We start from the raw sequence: 17603 nt of genomic DNA, 5'->3' as shown, positions 1-17603 counted from the left end.
GCCCCGGATTCGCCCGACCCGGGGATACGCGGGAGGCCCGCCCCCGGCACCGAGACCCGTACGGCCGTCGTGACCGGGGCGGACGTAGGGTCGGCCCATGACCTCTACCGACAGTGCCGCACAGAAGGCCCCCGCCAAGGACCCCTGGGACCTGCCCGACGTCTCCGGGCTGGTCGTGGGCGTGCTCGGCGGCACCGGCCCGCAGGGCAAGGGCCTCGCGTACCGCCTCGCCAGGGCCGGCCAGAAGGTGATCATCGGCTCGCGCGCCGCCGAACGCGCCGAGGCCGCCGCCGCGGAACTCGGGCACGGCGTCGAGGGCGCCGACAACGCCGAGACAGCCCGCCGCAGCGACGTCGTGATCGTCGCCGTGCCCTGGGGGGGCCACGGCAAGACCCTCGAATCCCTGCGCGCGGAACTGGCCGGCAAGCTCGTCGTCGACTGCGTCAACCCGCTCGGCTTCGACAAGAAGGGCGCCTACGCGCTCAAGCCCGAGGAGGGCAGCGCCGCCGAGCAGGCCGCCGCCCTGCTGCCGGACAGCAGGGTCACCGCCGCCTTCCACCACCTCTCGGCGGTCCTCCTCCAGGACCCGGAGATCGACGAGATCGACACCGACGTGATGGTGCTCGGCGAGGAGCGCGCCGACGTGGAGCAGGTGCAGGCCCTCGCCGGACGCATCCCCGGCATGCGCGGCATCTTCGCCGGACGGCTGCGAGGCGCCCACCAGGTCGAGTCGCTGGTCGCCAACCTGATCTCCGTCAACCGCCGCTACAAGGCACACGCCGGGCTCCGCGTCACGGACGTGTGAGCCGATGGGGGACACTGGTGGGTGCCGCGGTACCCGCGTCACCCGCACGTGTCCCCCGACAGGAGCCAGTCCCATGCCCCGCCTCGCCCTCTACGCCCTGGTCGTCTGCGTCCTCGCGGTGACCGCCGCCGTCGTCTCCTTCGTGCAGGGCAGCGTGCTGATCGGCGTCGTGTGGGTGCTGCTGTCGGGGCTGTCGTCCAACATGTGCTGGTACTACGTGAAGCGCGGCCGGGACGACCGCCGCTCCACGTCCGTCACGGGCTGAGCGGCGTCACCCGGCGACCGTGCACAGCTCGTCGGTCTGCCAGAACCGGTACAGCTCGAAGCCGCAGTACGTGTCGATCTCGCCGATCCCCAGCCCGCGCAGGATCACGTCGATCGCGTCGAAGAACACCCCGTTGACGGCCGGGATCCACAGCAGCGCGAACACGATCAGCAGCCCGAACGGCGCGAGCGGCTCCACCTGCCGCCGCACGTTGTACGACAGCCAGGGCTCGATCACCCCGTAGCCGTCCAGACCCGGCACCGGCAGGAAGTTCAGGATCGCCGCCGTCACCTGGAGCAGCGCGAGGAAGGCCAGCGCCAGCCGGAAGTCGCGCGGCACGCCGTCCAGCGCGTCCAGCCAGAACGGCGCCGTGCACACCACGGCGAACAGGACGTTCGTCAGCGGACCCGCGGCCGAGATCAGACTGTGCCGCCACCGCCCCCGGATCCGCCCGCGCTCGATGAAGACGGCCCCGCCGGGCAGCCCGATCCCGCCCATGATCACGAACAGCACCGGGAGCACGATGCTCAGCAGGACATGGGTGTACTTGACCGGATTCAGCGTGAGATAGCCCTTCGCGCCGACCGAGATGTCCCCGCTGTGCAGCGCGGTGCGGGCGTGCGCGTACTCGTGCAGGCACAGCGAGACGACCCACGCCGCCGTCACGAACAGGAAGAGGGCCAGCCCCGGCTGCTCGGCGAACCCGCTCCAGGTGGCCCACCCCGTGACCGCCGCGACGGCGACGATCCCGAGGAAGACGGGACTGACCCGCCGGTCACTGGGGCGGGCGGTGGCGGTGGTCATGGAACTCCCTGGTACTCGAACAGACGTAAGACCTGCGGGACTGCCCGACCGTACCGGGCCCACCGGCAGAACGTCCCGCGGGTGCCGGGCGGTTCCGGGAGGGCGCCCCGCCGCGCCGCCGAAACCCCGTGACCGGCTCCGACCGCACCAGGGACAATGGGCCCGTGCGCTATCGCATCCTCGGCCCCACACAGGTACTCCGTCCCGACGGCACGGCCGTCCCGCTCGGCGGGGCACGGCTGCGTGCGCTGCTGACCGTGCTCGCGCTCAGGTCCGGCCGCGCCGTGCCCGTGGGGCTGCTGGTCGAGGAGGTGTGGGACGGGGATCCGCCCGCCGACGCGCCGGGAGCCCTCCAAGCCCTGGTCGGGCGGCTGCGCCGGGCGCTCGGCGCGGACGCGGTCGCCTCGGCCGACGGCGGGTACCGGCTCGCCGCCGCCCCGGACGACATCGACCTGCACCGCTTCGACCGGCTGGTCGGGGAGGGCGGCCGCGCGCTCGCCGACGGAGACCCCGCGAAGGCGGCCGTCGTGCTCGACGACGCCCTCGCCCTGTGGCGCGGGCCCGCCCTCGCCGACCTGCCCGACCGCACCGCCGAGGCGGCCCGCTGGGAGACCAGGCACCTGGACGCCCTGCGCGCCCGGCACACCGCCGCCCTCGGCCTCGGGGCGGCCGAGCGCTCCCTGCCCGAGCTGACCGCGCTCTGCGACGGCCACCCCCTGGACGAGTCCCTCCAGGCGCTGCGGCTGCGCGCCCTGCGCGACACCGGCCGCACCGCCGAGGCACTGGCCGCCTACGAGGCCGTACGGCACCTGCTCGCCGACCGGCTCGGCACCGACCCCGGGCCCGAGCTGCGGGCCCTGCACGCGGAACTGCTCGCACCCGGTGAACGGCAGACGCCCGCGACGCCCGGCGGCCGGTCGCCCGCCCCCGCCGTGACACCGCGAGCCGGCGCGGATCCCGCCGCGACCGCCTGGTCCGGCGCGGATCCCGCCGTAGCCCCCCAGGCCGGCGCCGATGCCGCCGGCGCACCTCGCGCCGCGGCCCCCCGCCCCCGGGGCAACCTCCGCGCCCGGCTCACCTCCTTCGTCGGCCGGGACGCCGACCTGGAATCCCTGCGCGCCGACCTGGCGACCACGCGTCTCGTCACCCTCCTCGGGCCCGGCGGCGCCGGCAAGACCCGCCTGTCGCAGGAGGCCGCCGAGAGCGCCGGGAACACCGCACGGGACGGCGTGTGGCTCGCCGAGCTGGCCCCGGTCGACGACCCCGACGCCGTCCCCGAGGCCGTGCTGACCGCCCTCGGCGCCCGCGAGACCGTGCTGTACGGCGCCGGTGCCGAGGAGATGCGGGCGGCCGGCGCCGACCGGCGGGCCACCGCCGTCGAGCGCCTCGTCGAACACTGCGGCCGGCGCCGCATGCTGATCGTCCTCGACAACTGCGAGCACGTCGTCGAGGCCGCCGCCCGCCTCACCGAGGAACTGCTCGCCCGCTGCCCCCACCTGACCGTCCTCGCCACCAGCCGCGAACCCCTCGGCGTACCGGGGGAGTGCCTGCGCCCGGTGGAACCGCTGCCCGAACCGGCCGCGCTCCGGCTGCTCGCCGACCGCGGTGCCGCCGCCCGCCCCGGTTTCCGCCCCGACGCAGACGAGGGCACCGCCGCCGCCTGCGCCGAGATCTGCCGCCGACTCGACGGCCTGCCGCTGGCCATCGAACTGGCCGCCGCCCGGCTGCGCATGCTCACCCCGCGCCAGATCGCCGACCGCCTGGACGACCGCTTCCGCCTGCTCACCTCCGGCAGCCGCACCGTCCTGCCCCGCCAGCAGACGCTGCGCGCGGTCGTCGACTGGTCCTGGGACCTGCTCGACGCGGACGAGCGGGAGGTGCTCGGCCGGCTCTCCGTGTTCGCCGGCGGCTGCGGCCTCGCCGCCGCCGAGGCCGTGTGCGGGCCCGCCGCCCTGGACGCCCTCGGCTCCCTCGTCGACAAGTCGCTCGTCGTCGCCGCGCCCGTGACCGACCGGCAGACCGGCGACGGCATGCGCTACCGGCTCCTGGAGACCGTCGCCGAGTACGCGGGCGAACGCCTCGACGAGACCGGTGGCCGCGCCGCGGCCGAACGCGCCCACCTGACGCACTACCGCGAATTCGCCCGTACCACGGACCCGTTGCTGCGCGGCCCGCAGCAGCTCGCCGCCATCGAGCGGCTGGAGCGCGAGTACGAGAACGTGCGCACCGCCCTGCGCCACGCCATCGCCGAGCTCGACGAGCAGGAGGCGCTGTCCCTCTCCCTGTCCCTGGTCTGGTACTGGCAGATGCGCGACCTGCGGGTGGAGGCCCGGAACTGGTTCGTCGAGATCATGGCCCTCGGCCCCGACCCCTTCGCCGAACCGGTCCGCCCCGCCCGGCCGGTGTGGGAGCGCTGCACCGCCGCCCCGCCGCCGATGACCGGCGAGACCCTCGCCGAGGCCCGGCGCGGGGTGCACCTGGCCCACCTGGCCTGCATGGACACGGAACTGGACGCCTGGCAGCGGCCCGCGGCCCAGAGCAAGCTGCGGGTCATCGCGGCGACGTACGAGCCGGGCATGCCGCAGACCTGCCGCAGCCCCGGCGTGCTCTGGTTCTTCGCGGTACTGCTCGCCGGCGACATCGAGCGGCTGCGCGAGATCCAGGACGCCACCGTGCGGACCTGCCGCGAGACCCCGGGCTACGAGTGGGAGCTGGCCGGCGCCCTCCAGATGCGCGCCAACATGCTGGCCAACCGCACCGACTGGGCGGGCGACGCCACCCGCGACGCCGACGAGTCGCTGGAGATCTACGGCCGCCTCGGCGACGCCTGGGGCATGGCCGAGGCCCTCTCCGGACGCGCCGAGGCCCGCGAACGCACCGGCGAGTACGCGCTCGCCGCCGCCGACTACCGGGCCGCCGCGGAACACGCCGAACGGCTCGGCGCACACGCCCAGGTGGACGTCCTCGCCTCCCGGCTCGGCAGCGTGCTGCTGGAATCGGGCGACGGGGAGGAGGGGGAGCGCATCCTGCGCGACGTGATCGAGCGGAACCGCGGCACCGGTCACAACGGCGCGATGCCGGCCGCCCGGCTCTTCCTCGCCGGCTGGCTCGGCTCGACCGGCCGCACCGCGGAAGCCGGCGAGCAACTGCGTCTGCTGCGCGAGGAGTTCAGCATCGCCCACTTCGTGGTCTTCGACGCCTTCATCCTCGCCGGGGAAGCCTGGATCGCCACGCTGGAGGACCGGCACGAGGAGTGCCTGGCCAAGGTCCGCCAGTCGCTGGAGCGGGCCGACGACCCGCTGTCCGCGGCCATCGCCCCGCACATGCGGTCCGCCTACCTGACCATCGCCGCGATGGCCATGGCGCGCGTGGACGGCGGGCTCCGGGCCGCGGACGGCGCACGGTGCATCGGAGCCGCCGACGCCATGCTGCCGCCCGGCCACGTGTCGTCCGGCCTGGAACGGGACGCGCGCGGGCGGGCCGTCGAGCGCGTCCGCACGGCACTCGGCGCCGAGGCGTACGACTCCGCGTACGCCGAGGGCGGCCGCCTCTCCCCCGGGGAGGCCACCGCCCTCGTATGACGCGTACGTGACCGCGTACCCGAGTACCCGACTCAGCTCTTCGTGCGGAACTTGTGGATGGCGACCGGTGCCATCACCGCCGTGATCGCCACCGACCAGCCGAGCGTGATCCACAGGTCGTGCGCGACCGGGCCGCCCACCATCAGGCCGCGCGCCGCGTCGGCGAGCGTGGACAGCGGGTTGTAGTCGGTGAAGGCCTGGAGCCAGCCCGGCATCGACTGCGGCGGCGCGAAGATCGAGGAGCCGAACTGCAGCGGGAACAGCACCAGGAAGCCCATCGCCTGCACGGACTGCGCGTTCTTGAGGATCACCCCGAGGGTGAGGAACACCCACATGATCGACGAGGCGAACACCGCGGACAGCCCCACGGCCGCGAAGAGCCCGACCCAGTGGTTGATGTCGAAGCCGACCAGTACGGCGACGATCATCAGTACGGCGGTGGCGAACAGCATCCGCACCATCTCCACCGCGATCTTCGCGAAGAGCACCGAGCCGCGCCCGATCGGCAACGACCGGAAGCGGTCCATGACACCGGAGTTGAAGTCCTGGCTGAATCCGGTGCCGACGCCCTGGGACAGCGTCATGCTCATCATCGCGATCATGCCGGGGATCACGTACTGCACATAGCCGTCCTGCCCGCCGCCCAGGGCCTGGCCGATCGACCCGCCGAAGACGTACACGAACAGCAGGGTGAAGACGACCGGCATCAGCAGCGCGTCGAACATCGACTCCGGGTCCTGCCGGATCCAGAGCAGGTTGCGGCGGACCAGGGCGCTGGTGTGACGCGCGTGCCCGCGCAGCGAGATGCGGGCGTCGTCCGTGGGAGTGGTGGTGGCGGCGCTCATACGGCGACCTCCTCGCGGGCGTCGGTGGGCGCGGGGTCCTGCGGGGCACTGGCGCGGTGGCCGGTGAGGGACAGGAAGACCTCGTCCAGGCTGGGCAGTTCGGTGGTGATGGAGCCGATGGTGAGACCGCGCGCGGTGACCGCGCCGACCACGGCGGTCAGCTGCTCGTCGCTCAGGATCGGCACCAGGACGTCGCCGCGCTGCGTGTCGACCGTGCTGCTGGCCAGCCCGGTGATGCCCAGCTCGTCCAGGAAGGCGGCGAGCGGGCGCAGTTGCAGCGGGTCGGCCGGGCGGACGCGCAGGGTGCGGCCGCCGACCTTGGCCTTCAGCTCCTCGATGCCGCCGTTGGCGATGACCTGGCCGCGGTCGACGACGGTCAGCTCGGAGGCGAGCTGCTCGGCCTCCTCCATGTACTGGGTGGTGAGCAGCACGGTGACGCCGTCTCCGACCATGCGCTTGACCTCGTCCCACACCTCGTTGCGGGTGCGGGGGTCCAGGCCGGTGGTGGGCTCGTCGAGGAAGAGGACCTTCGGGCGCCCGATCATGGACGCCGCCAGGTCGAGGCGGCGCCGCATGCCGCCGGAGTAGGTGGCCGCGGGCCGCTTGCCGGCGTCGGTGAGCGAGAACCGCTCCAGCAGTTCGTCGGCCCGGGCGCGCGACTCCTTGCGGGGCAGGTCCAGGAGCCGGCCGATCATGTACAGGTTCTCCCAGCCGGGGAGCTTCTCGTCCACGGACGCGTACTGCCCGGTGAGACCTATGACCCGCCGCAGCTGCCGGGGCTGCCGTACGACGTCGTAGCCGGCGACGTGCGCCTGGCCGGAGTCGGGTGCGAGGAGGGTGGACAGGATGCGGACGAGGGTGGTCTTGCCGGCGCCGTTCGGCCCGAGCACACCCATCACGGTGCCCTCGCGCACGTCCAGGTCGACACCGTCCAGCGCCTTGGTCTCGCCGTAGTGCTTGACCAGCCCCCGTACGGTGACCGCGCGGTCCGCGGCCGAGGGGTTGTCGTCGATTCGCTTCATGCCGACGACGTTGTCAGCCCCCACCGACAAACCACCGACAGAGCGCCGACAGCCACCGACAGCCGACCGACACCCCCGGCATCGCGCCGACGGGGCCGCGAAACCACCGGCCCCGCCGACGGGGGAAGATCGGCGGGGCCGGTGTCGTACCGCGGTGGCTTGTCAGTGCACGGAGTGCTCGTCCTGCGGGAAGGTGCCGCCGACGACGTCCTCGGCGTACGCCTTCGCCGCGTCGCCGATGACCTGGCGCAGGTCGGCGTACTGCTTGACGAACTTCGGCACCCGGCCGCCGGTCAGCCCCAGCATGTCGGTCCACACCAGCACCTGGGCGTCGGTCTCGACGCCCGCGCCGATGCCGACGGTCGGGATGTGCAGCGTCCGGGTCACCTCGGCGGCCAGCTCGGCCGGCACCAGCTCCAGGACGACCGCGAAGGCGCCCGCGTCCTGCACGGCCTTGGCGTCGCGCAGCAGCTGCTGGGCGGCCTCCTCGCCGCGGCCCTGCACCCGGTAGCCCATGGCGTTCACGGACTGCGGGGTGAGGCCGATGTGCGCCATCACGGGGATGCCGGACTCGACGAGCAGCCGGATCTGTTCGTGCGACCGCTCACCGCCCTCCAGCTTCACGGCCCCCACGCCCGCCTCCTTCACCAGCCGGGTCGCCGAGCGCAGCGCCTGCACCGGGCCCTCCTGGTAGGAGCCGAAGGGCAGGTCTCCGACGATCAGGGCGCGGCTGGTACCCCGTACGACGGCGGCCGAGAGCATCGTCATCTCGTCCAGGGTGACGGGCACGGTCGACTCGTACCCGAGGTGGCAGTTGCCCGCGGAGTCGCCGACGAGCATCACCGGGATGCCGGACTCGTCGAAGACGGACGCGGTCATCGCGTCGTACGCGGTGAGCATGGGCCACTTCTCGCCGCGCTCCTTGGCGGCGGTGATGTCCCGTACGGTGATGCGACGGTTGATCTTGCCCCCGTACAGCGCCCTGCTCCCGTCCCCGGGGGTGCGCTGCGGCGTCGGGGCAGCCGAAAGCTGCGTCATGGCAACGGCTCCTTCATGTCATCTCGAGGCGCCCTGACGGCGTCCCCGGATCCCCTCCATGGTGGCACTTCCGCCGTCTCCCCGGCTAGGGGACCCTCGTCACGTGCCACCGATCGGCCCACGGGGTGAAATGTGCCCGTTCTGTCACAGAGCGACCCGGCCCGGCGGGATGCGGAACTCCGCGCGGCGACTCGCTCGTCCCAGTGCCCGTACGGCCGTCGAAGGACGGCAGGATCGGAACCGATCATCCCCTATGGTGCTGAGTCACGGGGGGCGACGGTGAGCACGGCGGGCAGTGAGGCGACGGTATGGCGCAGCAGGCGTACATGACGGAGACGGACAACGGCGGCTCGGATCCCGAGCACCGGGGGAACCGGCTTCGGCGCCTGGTCGGCCGGGTGGTCGCCGGCTGGCGCGGCGACCGGCGGATCTGGACCCGGGGCCTGGTCACGGCCGCGGTCGCGCTCCTCCTCTCCGTGGTCATGGCGGCCCACTCGCACATCCCGAACGCCATCGGCAACCTCGGCAGCCTCACCGAAACCTTCCTGCCGTGGTTCGGCCTCCTGATCCCGGTCCTGCTGGTGATCGCCGTGGTCCGCAAGTCGGCGACGGCGCTGATCGCGCTGGTGCTGCCGGTGAGCGTGTGGCTGAACCTCTTCGGCGGCCTGCTCTTCGACAAGACCGGCAGCGGTGGCGATCTCACGGTGGCCACGCACAACGTCAACGCCGACAACGCCGACCCGGCCGGCACCGCCCGCGCCGTGTCCGCGTCGGGCGCGGACGTGCTGGCCCTGGAGGAGCTGAAGGCGTCCGCCGTGCCGACGTACGAGAAGGCGCTGGAGTCGAAGTACCCGCACCACGCCGTCGTCGGCACCGTGGGGCTGTGGAGCAAGTACCCGGTCGCCGACGTGCGGGCGGTGGACATCCAGCTGGGCTGGAAGCGCGCGATGCGTGCCACCGTCGCCACGCCGTCCGGGCCGCTCGCGGTGTACGTCGCCCACCTGCCCTCCGTCCGGGTGAAGCTGGAGGCGGGGTTCACCGCCCGGCAGCGGGACAAGAGTGCCGACGCCCTCGGCGAGGCCATCGCCGACGAGAAGCTGCCCCGCAAGATCCTGCTCGGCGACCTCAACGGCACCATGAACGACCGCTCGCTCACCGCGATCACCTCGCAGATGCGCTCCCCGCAGGGCGCCGTCGGCAACGGCTTCGGCTTCAGCTGGCCGGCGTCCTTCCCGATGGCCCGCATCGACCAGATCCTGGTCGACGGGGTCGAGCCGATGACGAGCTGGACCCTCCCGTCGACGGGCAGCGACCACCTGCCGATCGCCGCGCGTGTGAAGGTCGACACAACGGCCTCCTGAGGTTCGCCCGTGGAATACCTGCCCTGAGAGCCTTTGTTCCGTAGGGGAACATACAGTCGTCCCTCCCCTGCGCACTCCGCTCTCGAAAGGCACGTCCCCTTATGCCCCTGGCCCTGCTCGCCCTTGCCGTGGGCGCCTTCGGCATCGGTACCACCGAGTTCGTGATGATGGGTCTGCTGCCCGACGTCGCGGACGACCTGGACATCTCCATCCCCACCGCGGGCCACCTCGTCTCCGCCTACGCGCTCGGCGTCGTCATCGGCGCCCCGCTGCTGGCGGCGGCGACCACGCGGATGTCCCGCCGCTCCGTCCTCATCGCCCTGATGGCCCTCTTCGTGCTGGGCAACGCCCTGTCGGCCGTAGCACCCGGCGAGATATCCCTGCTCGCCGCCCGCTTCGTCAGCGGCCTGCCGCACGGTGCCTTCTTCGGTGTCGGCGCGGTCGTCGCCACCGGCATGGTGGCCCCCGAACGCAAGGCCCGCTCCGTCTCTCTCATGTTCCTGGGCCTCACCGTCGCCAACATCGTCGGCGTGCCGGCGGCCACCGCCATGGGCCAGGCGCTCGGCTGGCGGGCCACCTTCCTCGGCGTGAGCGCGATCGGCGTGGCGGCGATAGCGGCCCTGGCCGTCCTGATCCCGCGCGAGGACGCCCCCGCCCCCGCCACGGGCCTGCGCGGCGAACTGGCCGCCCTGCGCTCCGTGCCGGTCTGGCTGGCGCTCGGCACCACGGTCGCGGGCTTCGGCGCGCTCTTCGCCGCGTACAGCTACATCACGCCGATGCTGACGGACGCCGCCGGCTTCGCCGACACCAGCGTGACCCTGCTGCTGGCCCTCTTCGGCGTCGGCGCCACCGCGGGCAACCTGCTCGGCGGCCGCCTCGCCGACCACTCCCTGCGCGGCACCCTCTTCGGCGGCCTCGCCGCGCTGGTCGTGGTCCTCGCCCTCTTCCCCGTCCTGATGCGCACGCCGGTCACGGCGGCGGCGTCGGTGGCCCTGCTCGGCATGGCCGCCTTCGTCACCGGCTCCCCTCTCCAGCTGATGGTGATGGAGAAGGCCACAGCGGCCCCCTCCCTCGCCTCCTCGGCCAACCAGGCCGCCTTCAACCTCGCGAACGCCGGCGGCGCCTGGATCGGCGGCCTGGCCCTCGCGGCGGGCTTCGGCGTCACGTCCCCGGCCCTGGCGGGGGCGGGGCTGGCGGTGCTCGGTCTGGGGGTCGCGGGGGCGGCCTGGGCGGTGGACCGGCGCGGTGGCGCCGCGGCCGTCGGACGCGAGCGTGTGGTCGCGGGCCACGTGCCGGAGGAGGTGGAGAGGGTGCGGGGCTGAGGGCCCCGTTACGCGGCAGCGGAACCAGGCGCCCGCGCGGCCCGGCGCCCGTATGCTGACCGTGTACGGCCTGGGAAGCTCGCACCGAGACTGTCCGGTCGGACGAGGAGGTGAAAGGGAATGAGTGTTGCCCTCGATCACACCGGGCCGTGGACCGTCGCCGATGTCCTGGCCCTGCCCGAAGACCGAACGACCCGCTACGAGCTCCTCGGGGAGTCCCTGTTGATGTCCCCCGCTCCGGGCGTTCGTCACCAGCGCGCCTCGTTCCGCCTTCATCTCGCCCTGGACGCCGCTGCCCGGGCCGCGGGCGCGCCCGTGGAGATCCTGGAAGGCGTCAACGTGGTCCTGCCGTCCGGGCTGGTCGTGCCCGACCTGGTGGTGGCCGACGCGGGCGCGACCGCTGACGACCCTGTCACCGTCGACGTCGAGGCCGTGCAGCTCGTCATCGAACTCGTATCGCCCGGCAACAGCACCGTGGACCGCAAGGTCAAGCCGATGCTCTACGCGGAGGCCGCCATCCCGCACTTCTGGCGACTGGAGTTCGACCCCGCCCCCATGCTCGTGACCTACGAACTGCAGGGCGGCCGCTATGCAGAGCAGGCCACGGCCCTGGCGGGAGCGACCACCCGCCTGGACGCCCCGTTCCCGCTCGCCATCGATCCGGCTGCACTGTCGCGGCAGTAGGGGCGCCTGCTCGGCGAGGACCAAACAGGGCCGGGCTGGGCAGGCACTGTGTTACTCGTGGAAATCCCCGATCGAGACGTCCCATCGAAATTCATACCAGTAGGCGCCCTCGTAATACGCGCGCGTGTCTACCTCCCGAATGATGTCCTCGACACCTTTGGCCGCGGCTTCCCACTCGTCTACATCGGATTCTTCACCGTAGAACGGGAAAATCTCACTCAGTCGGACAATGCCTTGAGTGAAGTGAGACGGTGACGTGTTCACCATTGCGACGTCTTGAGGAGTCAGCCCATGCAGCACTTCTTGCGAAGCCTCATCGAAGTACATTGAGGTTCCCAGTCCGAAAGAACCGAACCGTATCAGGCGCGTGCCGAGGGGCGAATCCACCGGCTCCACCTCGTCAAGCGCCCTGTAGGAGAAGAACTCCTCCGGAACGACCAGCTCCGTGCTGGTGAGGGCCGTTGGGGACCGAGTTGACTGTGTCGGGTCGTCGCCCGTCGTGTCACCCGTTGGCGCGGGCGGAGATCCGTTCCGGCGCCACGGCATGGTTTGCGGCCCCTACCGTGATGCCGGTCGCGATACGACGCGTACGACGGTGGGGTGCGGATGTCGGCAGACGGCAAGGCGGACGAGTCGGGTTGGGAGGTCGACCCGGACGACGCATGGGGTGGGGCCGTCATCACCGCGGTGGGACGCCAACTGAAACTGCGCCGCGAGGCGGCGGACATGCGGGCGGCCGAATTCGGGGCGGCGGTCGGGTACGGAGAGGACCTCGTCTACAAGGTCGGGGGTGGTAAGGATTCCCCAGCGGGAGTAGCTGGAGAGGGCGGACAAGGTTCTGCGAGACGACCGGCCTCAGCCGGAGTAATCTCCAGCGCATCGAACGCGGAGAAGTCAACCCCCGCTACAGCGAGCTGATGCGGATCGCTGTCGTCCTCGAAACGCGGGTGACCGTGCTCATCAACGGCTGGCACGGGAAGGCCCCGCTCATCTTCCACGGAGGGAGCAGACGAGCGGGGCCGGCACGGGTGCCCGCCGCGTTCGGTCAGGTCGTGTACTCCAGCTCGGTCACAGCCGCCTTACGTACTCGGTTCGCCATCTCGGTCATGTCCAGTGCGCCAAGGAGCGACATGAGAGCACGTGTCGTCTCCCCCAGCCGCTCAGCGAGAACCGGGGGCTCCAGTTCCGCGGGCAGGAGAACACGCCGGAATTCTGGCTCTTCGATCGCCCGTGCGATGAGCTGTTCAGCGAGCCAGAGCGGGGTGCGCTCCCGTATGGCGAAGGTCAGGTGAAGGCTGGCTTCGTCGTGATGCAGGGCGTGCGGGTTGTGGACCCAGCCACGTGGCAGGATCAGGGTCTGTCCAGCCGTCAGCTCGACAGTCAGATCCGGCCCTGCGGCCTCCCAGGCGGCGATGTACTCCTCGCGCCAGACGCGGAACGACTCGTTGTACCCGCGCATCGGAGACTCGATGGGCGGCTTCCACAGCTGCCAGGTCTTGGTGCCGGCCACCTGCACGATGACGGCCATCTGTTGGTCCCAGTGGTGGAGCAGTCCTTGCTCCCGCCCCGGGGTGAGGAAGGCGTGCATGTAGTTCGAGTAGCCCGTCTCGCGCTGAATGCCCTGGGAGATGCGGTGGAAGGCGGGCAACCAGCGCTGCATGTTCCCGAACCGGATCGTGTAGCCCTGAACGCGCAGTCGGCTCAACTTGGAAGGGTCGGTGCGGCCGTCCGTGAGGAACGCGGTCCGGTTGGAGGGCCCGGCCTTGATCACGGCGATCTCACCAGGAGGCGCACAGCCGGTGTCGACCAGTTCGTTGAAGGATTCCAGGCTCATGGCCTCGTCCACCTCGGTCCGTCCCCGGTCGTACACACGGGGCTGGTCGGGCCAGGCGGCCAGGAGGTCAGCTACTCCGTTGGGAGGAAGCAGTAAGCGAAGCGACATGGTGTCTCCTCACAGATCATGAGGGGGTAGCGGGCAGGCAAGGTCTGGGTGGTGCAAGTTCGGGCAGCACACGACCTGGACGGCGAAGAGGGTGCGAGACGGCGTGTAGTGAACCCAGGAGACGTCAACACCTCGGGGGAGGACGTTGCGGACGTAGGCGAGCTTGACGTCGAGGCCCGCGTACGCTCGCAGACCATCAGCCCGCTCGAAGGGCGGACTGCCGATGTACTGCTGCTTCAGCCAAGCTGTCGCGTCACCGACATCCGCCCAGGTACGGGCCTTCGTGGCCTGTCCGCGCTTCAGCAGCCAGTGCCCGGTCATCAGCGGGGGGAGGGCACCGTTGGTGAACTCGCCGGCGGCCTCCCGGTACCGGTCAGCGCAGGACGCACCGGCGTCGGGCAGGACATCGTGGGCGGGCCGCCGGTTGCCCTCTTTGAAGTAGGTCTCGGGTGAGCCGGTCCAGGGGCCGAAGCCGTGCCAGTGGCCAGTCCACGTCTGGCTGGTCAGGCTCAACCGTTCGGGTGCGGTAGCGGTCATGGGGACCTTCCGGAAGTGGGCCGCCCCGCGCGCTGGAGCGGCCCGTGGTGAGGAGGGTGAGAGAGCGGTCTGCCTAGAGCGCCAGGCCCCGGTTCCGGATCCACTCGATGGCGAACGAGTCGAGCTCCGCCCCGGTCATGCGCAGCTCGCTGCCCTTCGCCTCGGACTTGGAGTCGCCGACGGCGAACGCATCCACCACGCCCGCCAGCGGCGCGGTGGTCATGCAGGTCTCGTTGTCGCCTCCGAGGTTGCCTCCGCACCACTTCCTGGTGGGCGCGTCGGCCACCGGCAACTCGTACAGATTCCTCATTCACTGACCTCCACTGATCTGATGATGGAGAAGCGGTCTCCGGCCGTTGTGCACCCCGCCCCAGGGCTCGACCTGTCCAGGGTTCGGGGATCTGGGGCGGGGGTTCTCGGCATCCGCCCCTCCGGAGGCTTGCGGACCTCCGACGGGACGGGCGTTCATGGGTGCGACCCTGACCCGACGGTCGCCGTGGGGCCCCGTACGCCGAGGCTGGCGGGGCGCGGTCAGCCGCCCCGGGGGAAGACCCGCGCGAGCAGGATGCGGGCCATGACGCGGACGGCCACCGGGCGCATCTCCAGCGGGCCGACGTGAGCACTGTGCGCCCACACGTTCCAGCCGGGCCCGGAGTTGTCGGCCTCCTGAGCGACGAGGACCGCGTCGTCCGGATCGGTGATCGGTTCGTCGCAGTGCTGGCAGACGTGCACCTCGGCCGTCACTTGGACTCGCCGTCCATCCGCTCGTGGTGGTCGCAGAGGGCGGTCAGGACCCGGGCGAGGCGTCTGGCGTATCCGAGGGGCCCGCCGGGGCGCGGCAGCGGCTGTGCGCGGAGCTTGCCGCGGGCCTCTCCGACGCAGGCGAGGGTGCAGTACCGGGCGATGCTGCCCGACGCCTTGTCGGCCCTGGACTCCACGTCGGGGATCAGCCGTTCCAGGTGGCTGCGGAGTTCTTCGATCACCGCCATTGCAGCGTCCTCCGCCTCCACCTCTATGGGGCTTCCGCCGTCGGGCAGGAGGACCGCTCGCACGGACCTGCGCATGGCCTCCAGGTCGACGGGGGCGCTGCTCTGCTCTGTGGCGCTCACCGGGTGGCCGCCCGCTCCGCGCGGTGGCGGTGGCAGCCGCACGGCGGGTAGACGTCCCGCAGGGGCGGCGGCATCTTGCCGCCCCTCACGTTCACCGTGCCGCAGTCCTCGGTGACCGCGCCGTCCTGGTTGACCCGGTACACGTGCAGGGTCATCTTGACGCCGGGCGTTCGCGGGGCTGTAGCGTTCCTCATGTCGACGCTCCTTCGCAGCGTTGGCCGGCCCCGGAGTCGTTCGCGCGGCTGCCGGGGCGCACCAGGTAACGACTGCTGGGGCGCGGCTGCGAAGGACCTGCTGTTCGGATTTCCAGCGGTGAGTCATCGCGCCGTCCTCACACCGTCGTTAACTTGGTGTGAGTACAGCGTGACCCTCCGGGAAGGGCGGAACGCTCACAGATCTGTGAGCGCGGTGTGAGCGTCTACAGACCGACCCAGGCCGCCATGTGCGACAACGTGTCGGGCGTCCGGCGCGACAGGTGCACCAAGCCCGTGATCGTCTCCCGGGCGGCCGGGTGGTAGCGGGTCTGCTCGGGCGCCAGCCGCCGCGCTTCGACCAGCGACTTCAATGCCCCGTCGGTGTGACCGGTCTCCACCTCTGTGCGGGCCTTGTCTACCAGGAAGTGCGCGCGGCGGGACGTCGCCAGCTGCGCCGGAAGCTTGATCTTCCTCGCCTGCTTCAGCGCGTCGTCGTAGCGGCGCATCTCGACTGCGGCGGACATCTTGTGCAGCGCCACGTTGGCCGGCCCGAAGCTGAGCCAGTGCACATCGCCGGCGTCACCGATGCGCTTGGCGATCCGGCGGGCCTCCCCGATGTGGAGGTCCACGGCCGCATGGTCCGCCGCCCGCGCGGAGAGGACCGACGCCCCCAGGTGCAGCTGCCCGGTGACCGCCAGAGCCTCCCGCGTCTGCTCCGCCTGGCCGACGATGCCGTGCCCGGAGGCGACCAGGCGCTTCCCGATCCGGTACTCGCCCTCGCGGAAGTAGACCAAGGCACGCATGTACTGGCGGACGGCGGCCAGACACGGATCGGAGGCGCGCTCGGCCGCCCAGTCCATGCGGTCCAACGCCACGGAGGAGAGGTCGTAGTACCCGAGCTTGATGCTGATGTCGTGGGCGGTGCGGTAGGTCGACGCGAGGGCCTGCCACAACTCGGTGGACGGCGACGACCAGGCGGCGTGCGTCAGTTCCGCCATGAGGCCCGGCAGCTTCCGGGCGGCGGCCCGAAGGTGCGTTGCTCGTACGTCCGCGCACATGCGCTCTGCGCCGGCGATCAGCTCGTCGGCCGGTCGTACGGTCAAGTCCGGGTTCGAGCCCAGGTCGTAGAGGTCCAGCGCCTCTCGGATGGGCCGGACCAGTTCGGCGAGCCGGTCACGCTGCAATTCAGACACGTACGGCTGGCCGGTCAGGACCGTGACGTCGATGTTCAGGGCCTGCGCCACAGCCGCGACGAAGTCGGCTGTCGCAGGTCGGGCCGCGCATTCCACCTGGTTGAGCAGACTGTAGGAGTACGGCAGCAGGTCGGCGAGCTGGCGCTGTGTCAGCCTGGCGAGTCTGCGCTGCTCCTTGATGCGGGCGCCCGTGTGGTTGTCGTCCAGTGAATGCATACTGGTCTCCGTTCCAAGCAGCCACTCGGAACAGTACCCCCGCCCTTCGGGCGGGGCACCGCTTCCGCTCCCGACTCATCCGTGAGCGGAAGCGGTTGTGTGATCCGATGGACTGCATGACCACACCCGTCCTGTACCTGTTCGGTTCGGCCGCCCCGCCCGTCGCCGACGTCGCCGGCGTCATCACGGACGCGCAGCACCGCGGCTTCGACGTGTGCCTCGGGCTCACACCGACCGCCGCTCGCTGGCTCGCACCGCAACTGACCGAGCTGGAGCGGCTCACGGGCCACCCGGTCCGCAGCGAGTACAAGATGCCCGGGACGCCGGACGTGTGGCCGAAGGCCGACGTCATCGCTCTCGCCCCGGCCACCTTCAACACGGTGAACTCGTGGGCCCTCGGCATGACCCACGACTTCGTGGTGGGCGTAGTCGCCGAAGGCATCGGCAAGCGCATCCCCACCGTGACCATGCCGTGCGTCAACGCCGCGTACGTGCAGCACCGCCAGTTCGAGCGCAGCGTCAGCGAGCTGCGCGCGATGGGCGTACGCGTCCTCTATGGAGAGGACGGCTTCCAGCCGAACCAGCCGGGCCAGGGCCACCCCAGCGAGTACCCGTGGCACCTGGTCCTCGAAGCCGCCGTGGAGATGCACCAGGGCTGACCACACGGTCGGCCCAGCAGAAGAGC

At 71.5% G+C, this 17603-nt stretch carries 19 protein-coding genes; 7 read left to right on the top strand and 12 right to left on the bottom strand.

Annotated elements, in window-relative coordinates:
• Window positions 1-97 precede the first annotated feature (97 nt).
• Window positions 98-805 carry an NADPH-dependent F420 reductase gene (gene npdG, locus ACFW01_RS21120; RefSeq protein WP_384505491.1) on the top strand — a complete coding sequence of 236 codons (708 nt, stop codon included), beginning with the start codon at window positions 98-100 and terminating at the stop codon, window positions 803-805.
• 4 nt (window positions 806-809) lie between these two features.
• Complete coding sequence (locus ACFW01_RS21115) at window positions 810-1070, top strand: hypothetical protein (RefSeq protein WP_384505488.1); 261 nt, start codon at window positions 810-812, stop codon at window positions 1068-1070.
• 6 nt (window positions 1071-1076) lie between these two features.
• On the opposite strand, the gene ACFW01_RS21110 is transcribed toward ACFW01_RS21115, so the two are convergent.
• Window positions 1077-1874, bottom strand: coding sequence for a site-2 protease family protein (locus ACFW01_RS21110; protein WP_234953992.1), 798 nt, complete (start codon window positions 1872-1874; stop codon window positions 1077-1079).
• Between the two features lie 164 nt (window positions 1875-2038).
• On the opposite strand from ACFW01_RS21110, the gene ACFW01_RS21105 reads away from it, so the two are divergent.
• The gene (locus tag ACFW01_RS21105) at window positions 2039-5455 is read left to right on the top strand and encodes a BTAD domain-containing putative transcriptional regulator (RefSeq protein ID WP_384505484.1); all 3417 of its coding nucleotides are present in this window, start codon (window positions 2039-2041) and stop codon (window positions 5453-5455) included.
• 32 nt (window positions 5456-5487) lie between these two features.
• Here the strand turns inward: ACFW01_RS21105 and ACFW01_RS21100 are convergent, their stop codons facing one another.
• The 3 genes from ACFW01_RS21100 to panB all read right to left on the bottom strand — a co-directional run bounded on the left by ACFW01_RS21100 (window position 5488) and on the right by panB (window position 8360).
• A complete protein-coding gene (locus ACFW01_RS21100; protein ID WP_122620423.1) occupies window positions 5488-6300 on the bottom strand; it encodes an ABC transporter permease in 813 nt (270 codons plus the stop codon).
• Entirely contained in the window at window positions 6297-7322 is a 1026-nt protein-coding gene (locus ACFW01_RS21095) for an ATP-binding cassette domain-containing protein (protein WP_384505480.1), read from the bottom strand. Before ACFW01_RS21095 ends, ACFW01_RS21100 begins: the two co-directional genes overlap by 4 nt.
• Before the next feature lie 162 nt (window positions 7323-7484).
• Complete coding sequence (gene panB, locus ACFW01_RS21090; protein ID WP_161331065.1) at window positions 7485-8360, bottom strand: 3-methyl-2-oxobutanoate hydroxymethyltransferase; 876 nt, start codon at window positions 8358-8360, stop codon at window positions 7485-7487.
• Window positions 8361-8668: 308 nt separating this feature from the next.
• Here panB and ACFW01_RS21085 point away from each other — a divergent pair, with 308 nt between their 5' ends.
• From ACFW01_RS21085 to ACFW01_RS21075, 3 genes are all read left to right on the top strand, one after another.
• Window positions 8669-9721 (top strand): endonuclease/exonuclease/phosphatase family protein, encoded by a 1053-nt coding sequence (locus ACFW01_RS21085; protein ID WP_234953986.1) that lies wholly within the window; start codon window positions 8669-8671, stop codon window positions 9719-9721.
• 101 nt (window positions 9722-9822) lie between these two features.
• Window positions 9823-11043, top strand: coding sequence for an MFS transporter (locus ACFW01_RS21080; protein WP_384505475.1), 1221 nt, complete (start codon window positions 9823-9825; stop codon window positions 11041-11043).
• Between the two features lie 120 nt (window positions 11044-11163).
• Entirely contained in the window at window positions 11164-11727 is a 564-nt protein-coding gene (locus ACFW01_RS21075; protein ID WP_384505472.1) for a Uma2 family endonuclease, read from the top strand.
• A gap of 51 nt (window positions 11728-11778) precedes the next feature.
• On the opposite strand, the gene ACFW01_RS21070 is transcribed toward ACFW01_RS21075, so the two are convergent.
• The 8 genes from ACFW01_RS21070 to ACFW01_RS21035 form a co-directional block, all read right to left on the bottom strand.
• Window positions 11779-12114: a hypothetical protein gene (locus ACFW01_RS21070; protein WP_384505469.1), complete on the bottom strand. Its 336-nt coding sequence runs from the start codon at window positions 12112-12114 to the stop codon at window positions 11779-11781.
• Between the two features lie 658 nt (window positions 12115-12772).
• Window positions 12773-13561, bottom strand: a complete 789-nt coding sequence (locus tag ACFW01_RS21065; protein WP_384505466.1) for a JmjC domain-containing protein — start codon at window positions 13559-13561, stop codon at window positions 12773-12775.
• Between the two features lie 117 nt (window positions 13562-13678).
• Window positions 13679-14206, bottom strand: coding sequence for a hypothetical protein (locus ACFW01_RS21060; RefSeq protein ID WP_384505464.1), 528 nt, complete (start codon window positions 14204-14206; stop codon window positions 13679-13681).
• 73 nt (window positions 14207-14279) lie between these two features.
• Complete coding sequence (locus tag ACFW01_RS21055) at window positions 14280-14516, bottom strand: DUF397 domain-containing protein (RefSeq protein ID WP_114533869.1); 237 nt, start codon at window positions 14514-14516, stop codon at window positions 14280-14282.
• Between the two features lie 221 nt (window positions 14517-14737).
• A complete protein-coding gene (locus ACFW01_RS21050; RefSeq protein WP_384505461.1) occupies window positions 14738-14950 on the bottom strand; it encodes a hypothetical protein in 213 nt (70 codons plus the stop codon).
• Entirely contained in the window at window positions 14947-15315 is a 369-nt protein-coding gene (locus ACFW01_RS21045; RefSeq protein WP_234953971.1) for a DUF6415 family natural product biosynthesis protein, read from the bottom strand. Before ACFW01_RS21045 ends, ACFW01_RS21050 begins: the two co-directional genes overlap by 4 nt.
• Window positions 15312-15509, bottom strand: a complete 198-nt coding sequence (locus ACFW01_RS21040; RefSeq protein ID WP_234953969.1) for a hypothetical protein — start codon at window positions 15507-15509, stop codon at window positions 15312-15314. Before ACFW01_RS21040 ends, ACFW01_RS21045 begins: the two co-directional genes overlap by 4 nt.
• Before the next feature lie 224 nt (window positions 15510-15733).
• Window positions 15734-16918: a helix-turn-helix domain-containing protein gene (locus tag ACFW01_RS21035; RefSeq protein ID WP_384505457.1), complete on the bottom strand. Its 1185-nt coding sequence runs from the start codon at window positions 16916-16918 to the stop codon at window positions 15734-15736.
• 116 nt (window positions 16919-17034) lie between these two features.
• Between ACFW01_RS21035 and ACFW01_RS21030 the strand changes: the two genes are divergently transcribed.
• Entirely contained in the window at window positions 17035-17577 is a 543-nt protein-coding gene (locus ACFW01_RS21030; protein ID WP_234953965.1) for a flavoprotein, read from the top strand.
• The last annotated feature ends 26 nt before the right edge of the window (window positions 17578-17603 follow it).

The sequence above is a fragment of the Streptomyces sp. NPDC058985 genome (assembly GCF_042740985.1).
Taxonomy (GTDB): Bacteria; Actinomycetota; Actinomycetes; order Streptomycetales; family Streptomycetaceae; genus Streptomyces.
The sequence above is the reverse complement of the archived record's forward strand: the minus strand, read 5'-3'. Positions and strand labels throughout refer to the sequence as shown.

Bases quoted from the DNA above. Each gene is read 5' to 3' on its own strand.
- npdG (WP_384505491.1), top strand. From the start codon at position 98: ATGACCTCTACCGACAGTGCCGCACAGAAGGCCCCCGCCAAGGACCCC.
- ACFW01_RS21115 (WP_384505488.1), top strand. From the start codon at position 810: ATGGGGGACACTGGTGGGTGCCGCGGTACCCGCGTCACCCGCACGTGT.
- ACFW01_RS21110 (WP_234953992.1), bottom strand. From the start codon at position 1,874: ATGACCACCGCCACCGCCCGCCCCAGTGACCGGCGGGTCAGTCCCGTC.
- ACFW01_RS21100 (WP_122620423.1), bottom strand. From the start codon at position 6,300: ATGAGCGCCGCCACCACCACTCCCACGGACGACGCCCGCATCTCGCTG.
- ACFW01_RS21095 (WP_384505480.1), bottom strand. From the start codon at position 7,322: ATGAAGCGAATCGACGACAACCCCTCGGCCGCGGACCGCGCGGTCACC.
- panB (WP_161331065.1), bottom strand. From the start codon at position 8,360: ATGACGCAGCTTTCGGCTGCCCCGACGCCGCAGCGCACCCCCGGGGAC.
- ACFW01_RS21085 (WP_234953986.1), top strand. From the start codon at position 8,669: ATGGCGCAGCAGGCGTACATGACGGAGACGGACAACGGCGGCTCGGAT.
- ACFW01_RS21080 (WP_384505475.1), top strand. From the start codon at position 9,823: ATGCCCCTGGCCCTGCTCGCCCTTGCCGTGGGCGCCTTCGGCATCGGT.
- ACFW01_RS21075 (WP_384505472.1), top strand. From the start codon at position 11,164: ATGAGTGTTGCCCTCGATCACACCGGGCCGTGGACCGTCGCCGATGTC.
- ACFW01_RS21065 (WP_384505466.1), bottom strand. From the start codon at position 13,561: ATGAGCCTGGAATCCTTCAACGAACTGGTCGACACCGGCTGTGCGCCT.
- ACFW01_RS21060 (WP_384505464.1), bottom strand. From the start codon at position 14,206: ATGACCGCTACCGCACCCGAACGGTTGAGCCTGACCAGCCAGACGTGG.
- ACFW01_RS21055 (WP_114533869.1), bottom strand. From the start codon at position 14,516: ATGAGGAATCTGTACGAGTTGCCGGTGGCCGACGCGCCCACCAGGAAG.
- ACFW01_RS21040 (WP_234953969.1), bottom strand. From the start codon at position 15,509: ATGAGGAACGCTACAGCCCCGCGAACGCCCGGCGTCAAGATGACCCTG.
- ACFW01_RS21035 (WP_384505457.1), bottom strand. From the start codon at position 16,918: ATGCATTCACTGGACGACAACCACACGGGCGCCCGCATCAAGGAGCAG.
- ACFW01_RS21030 (WP_234953965.1), top strand. From the start codon at position 17,035: ATGACCACACCCGTCCTGTACCTGTTCGGTTCGGCCGCCCCGCCCGTC.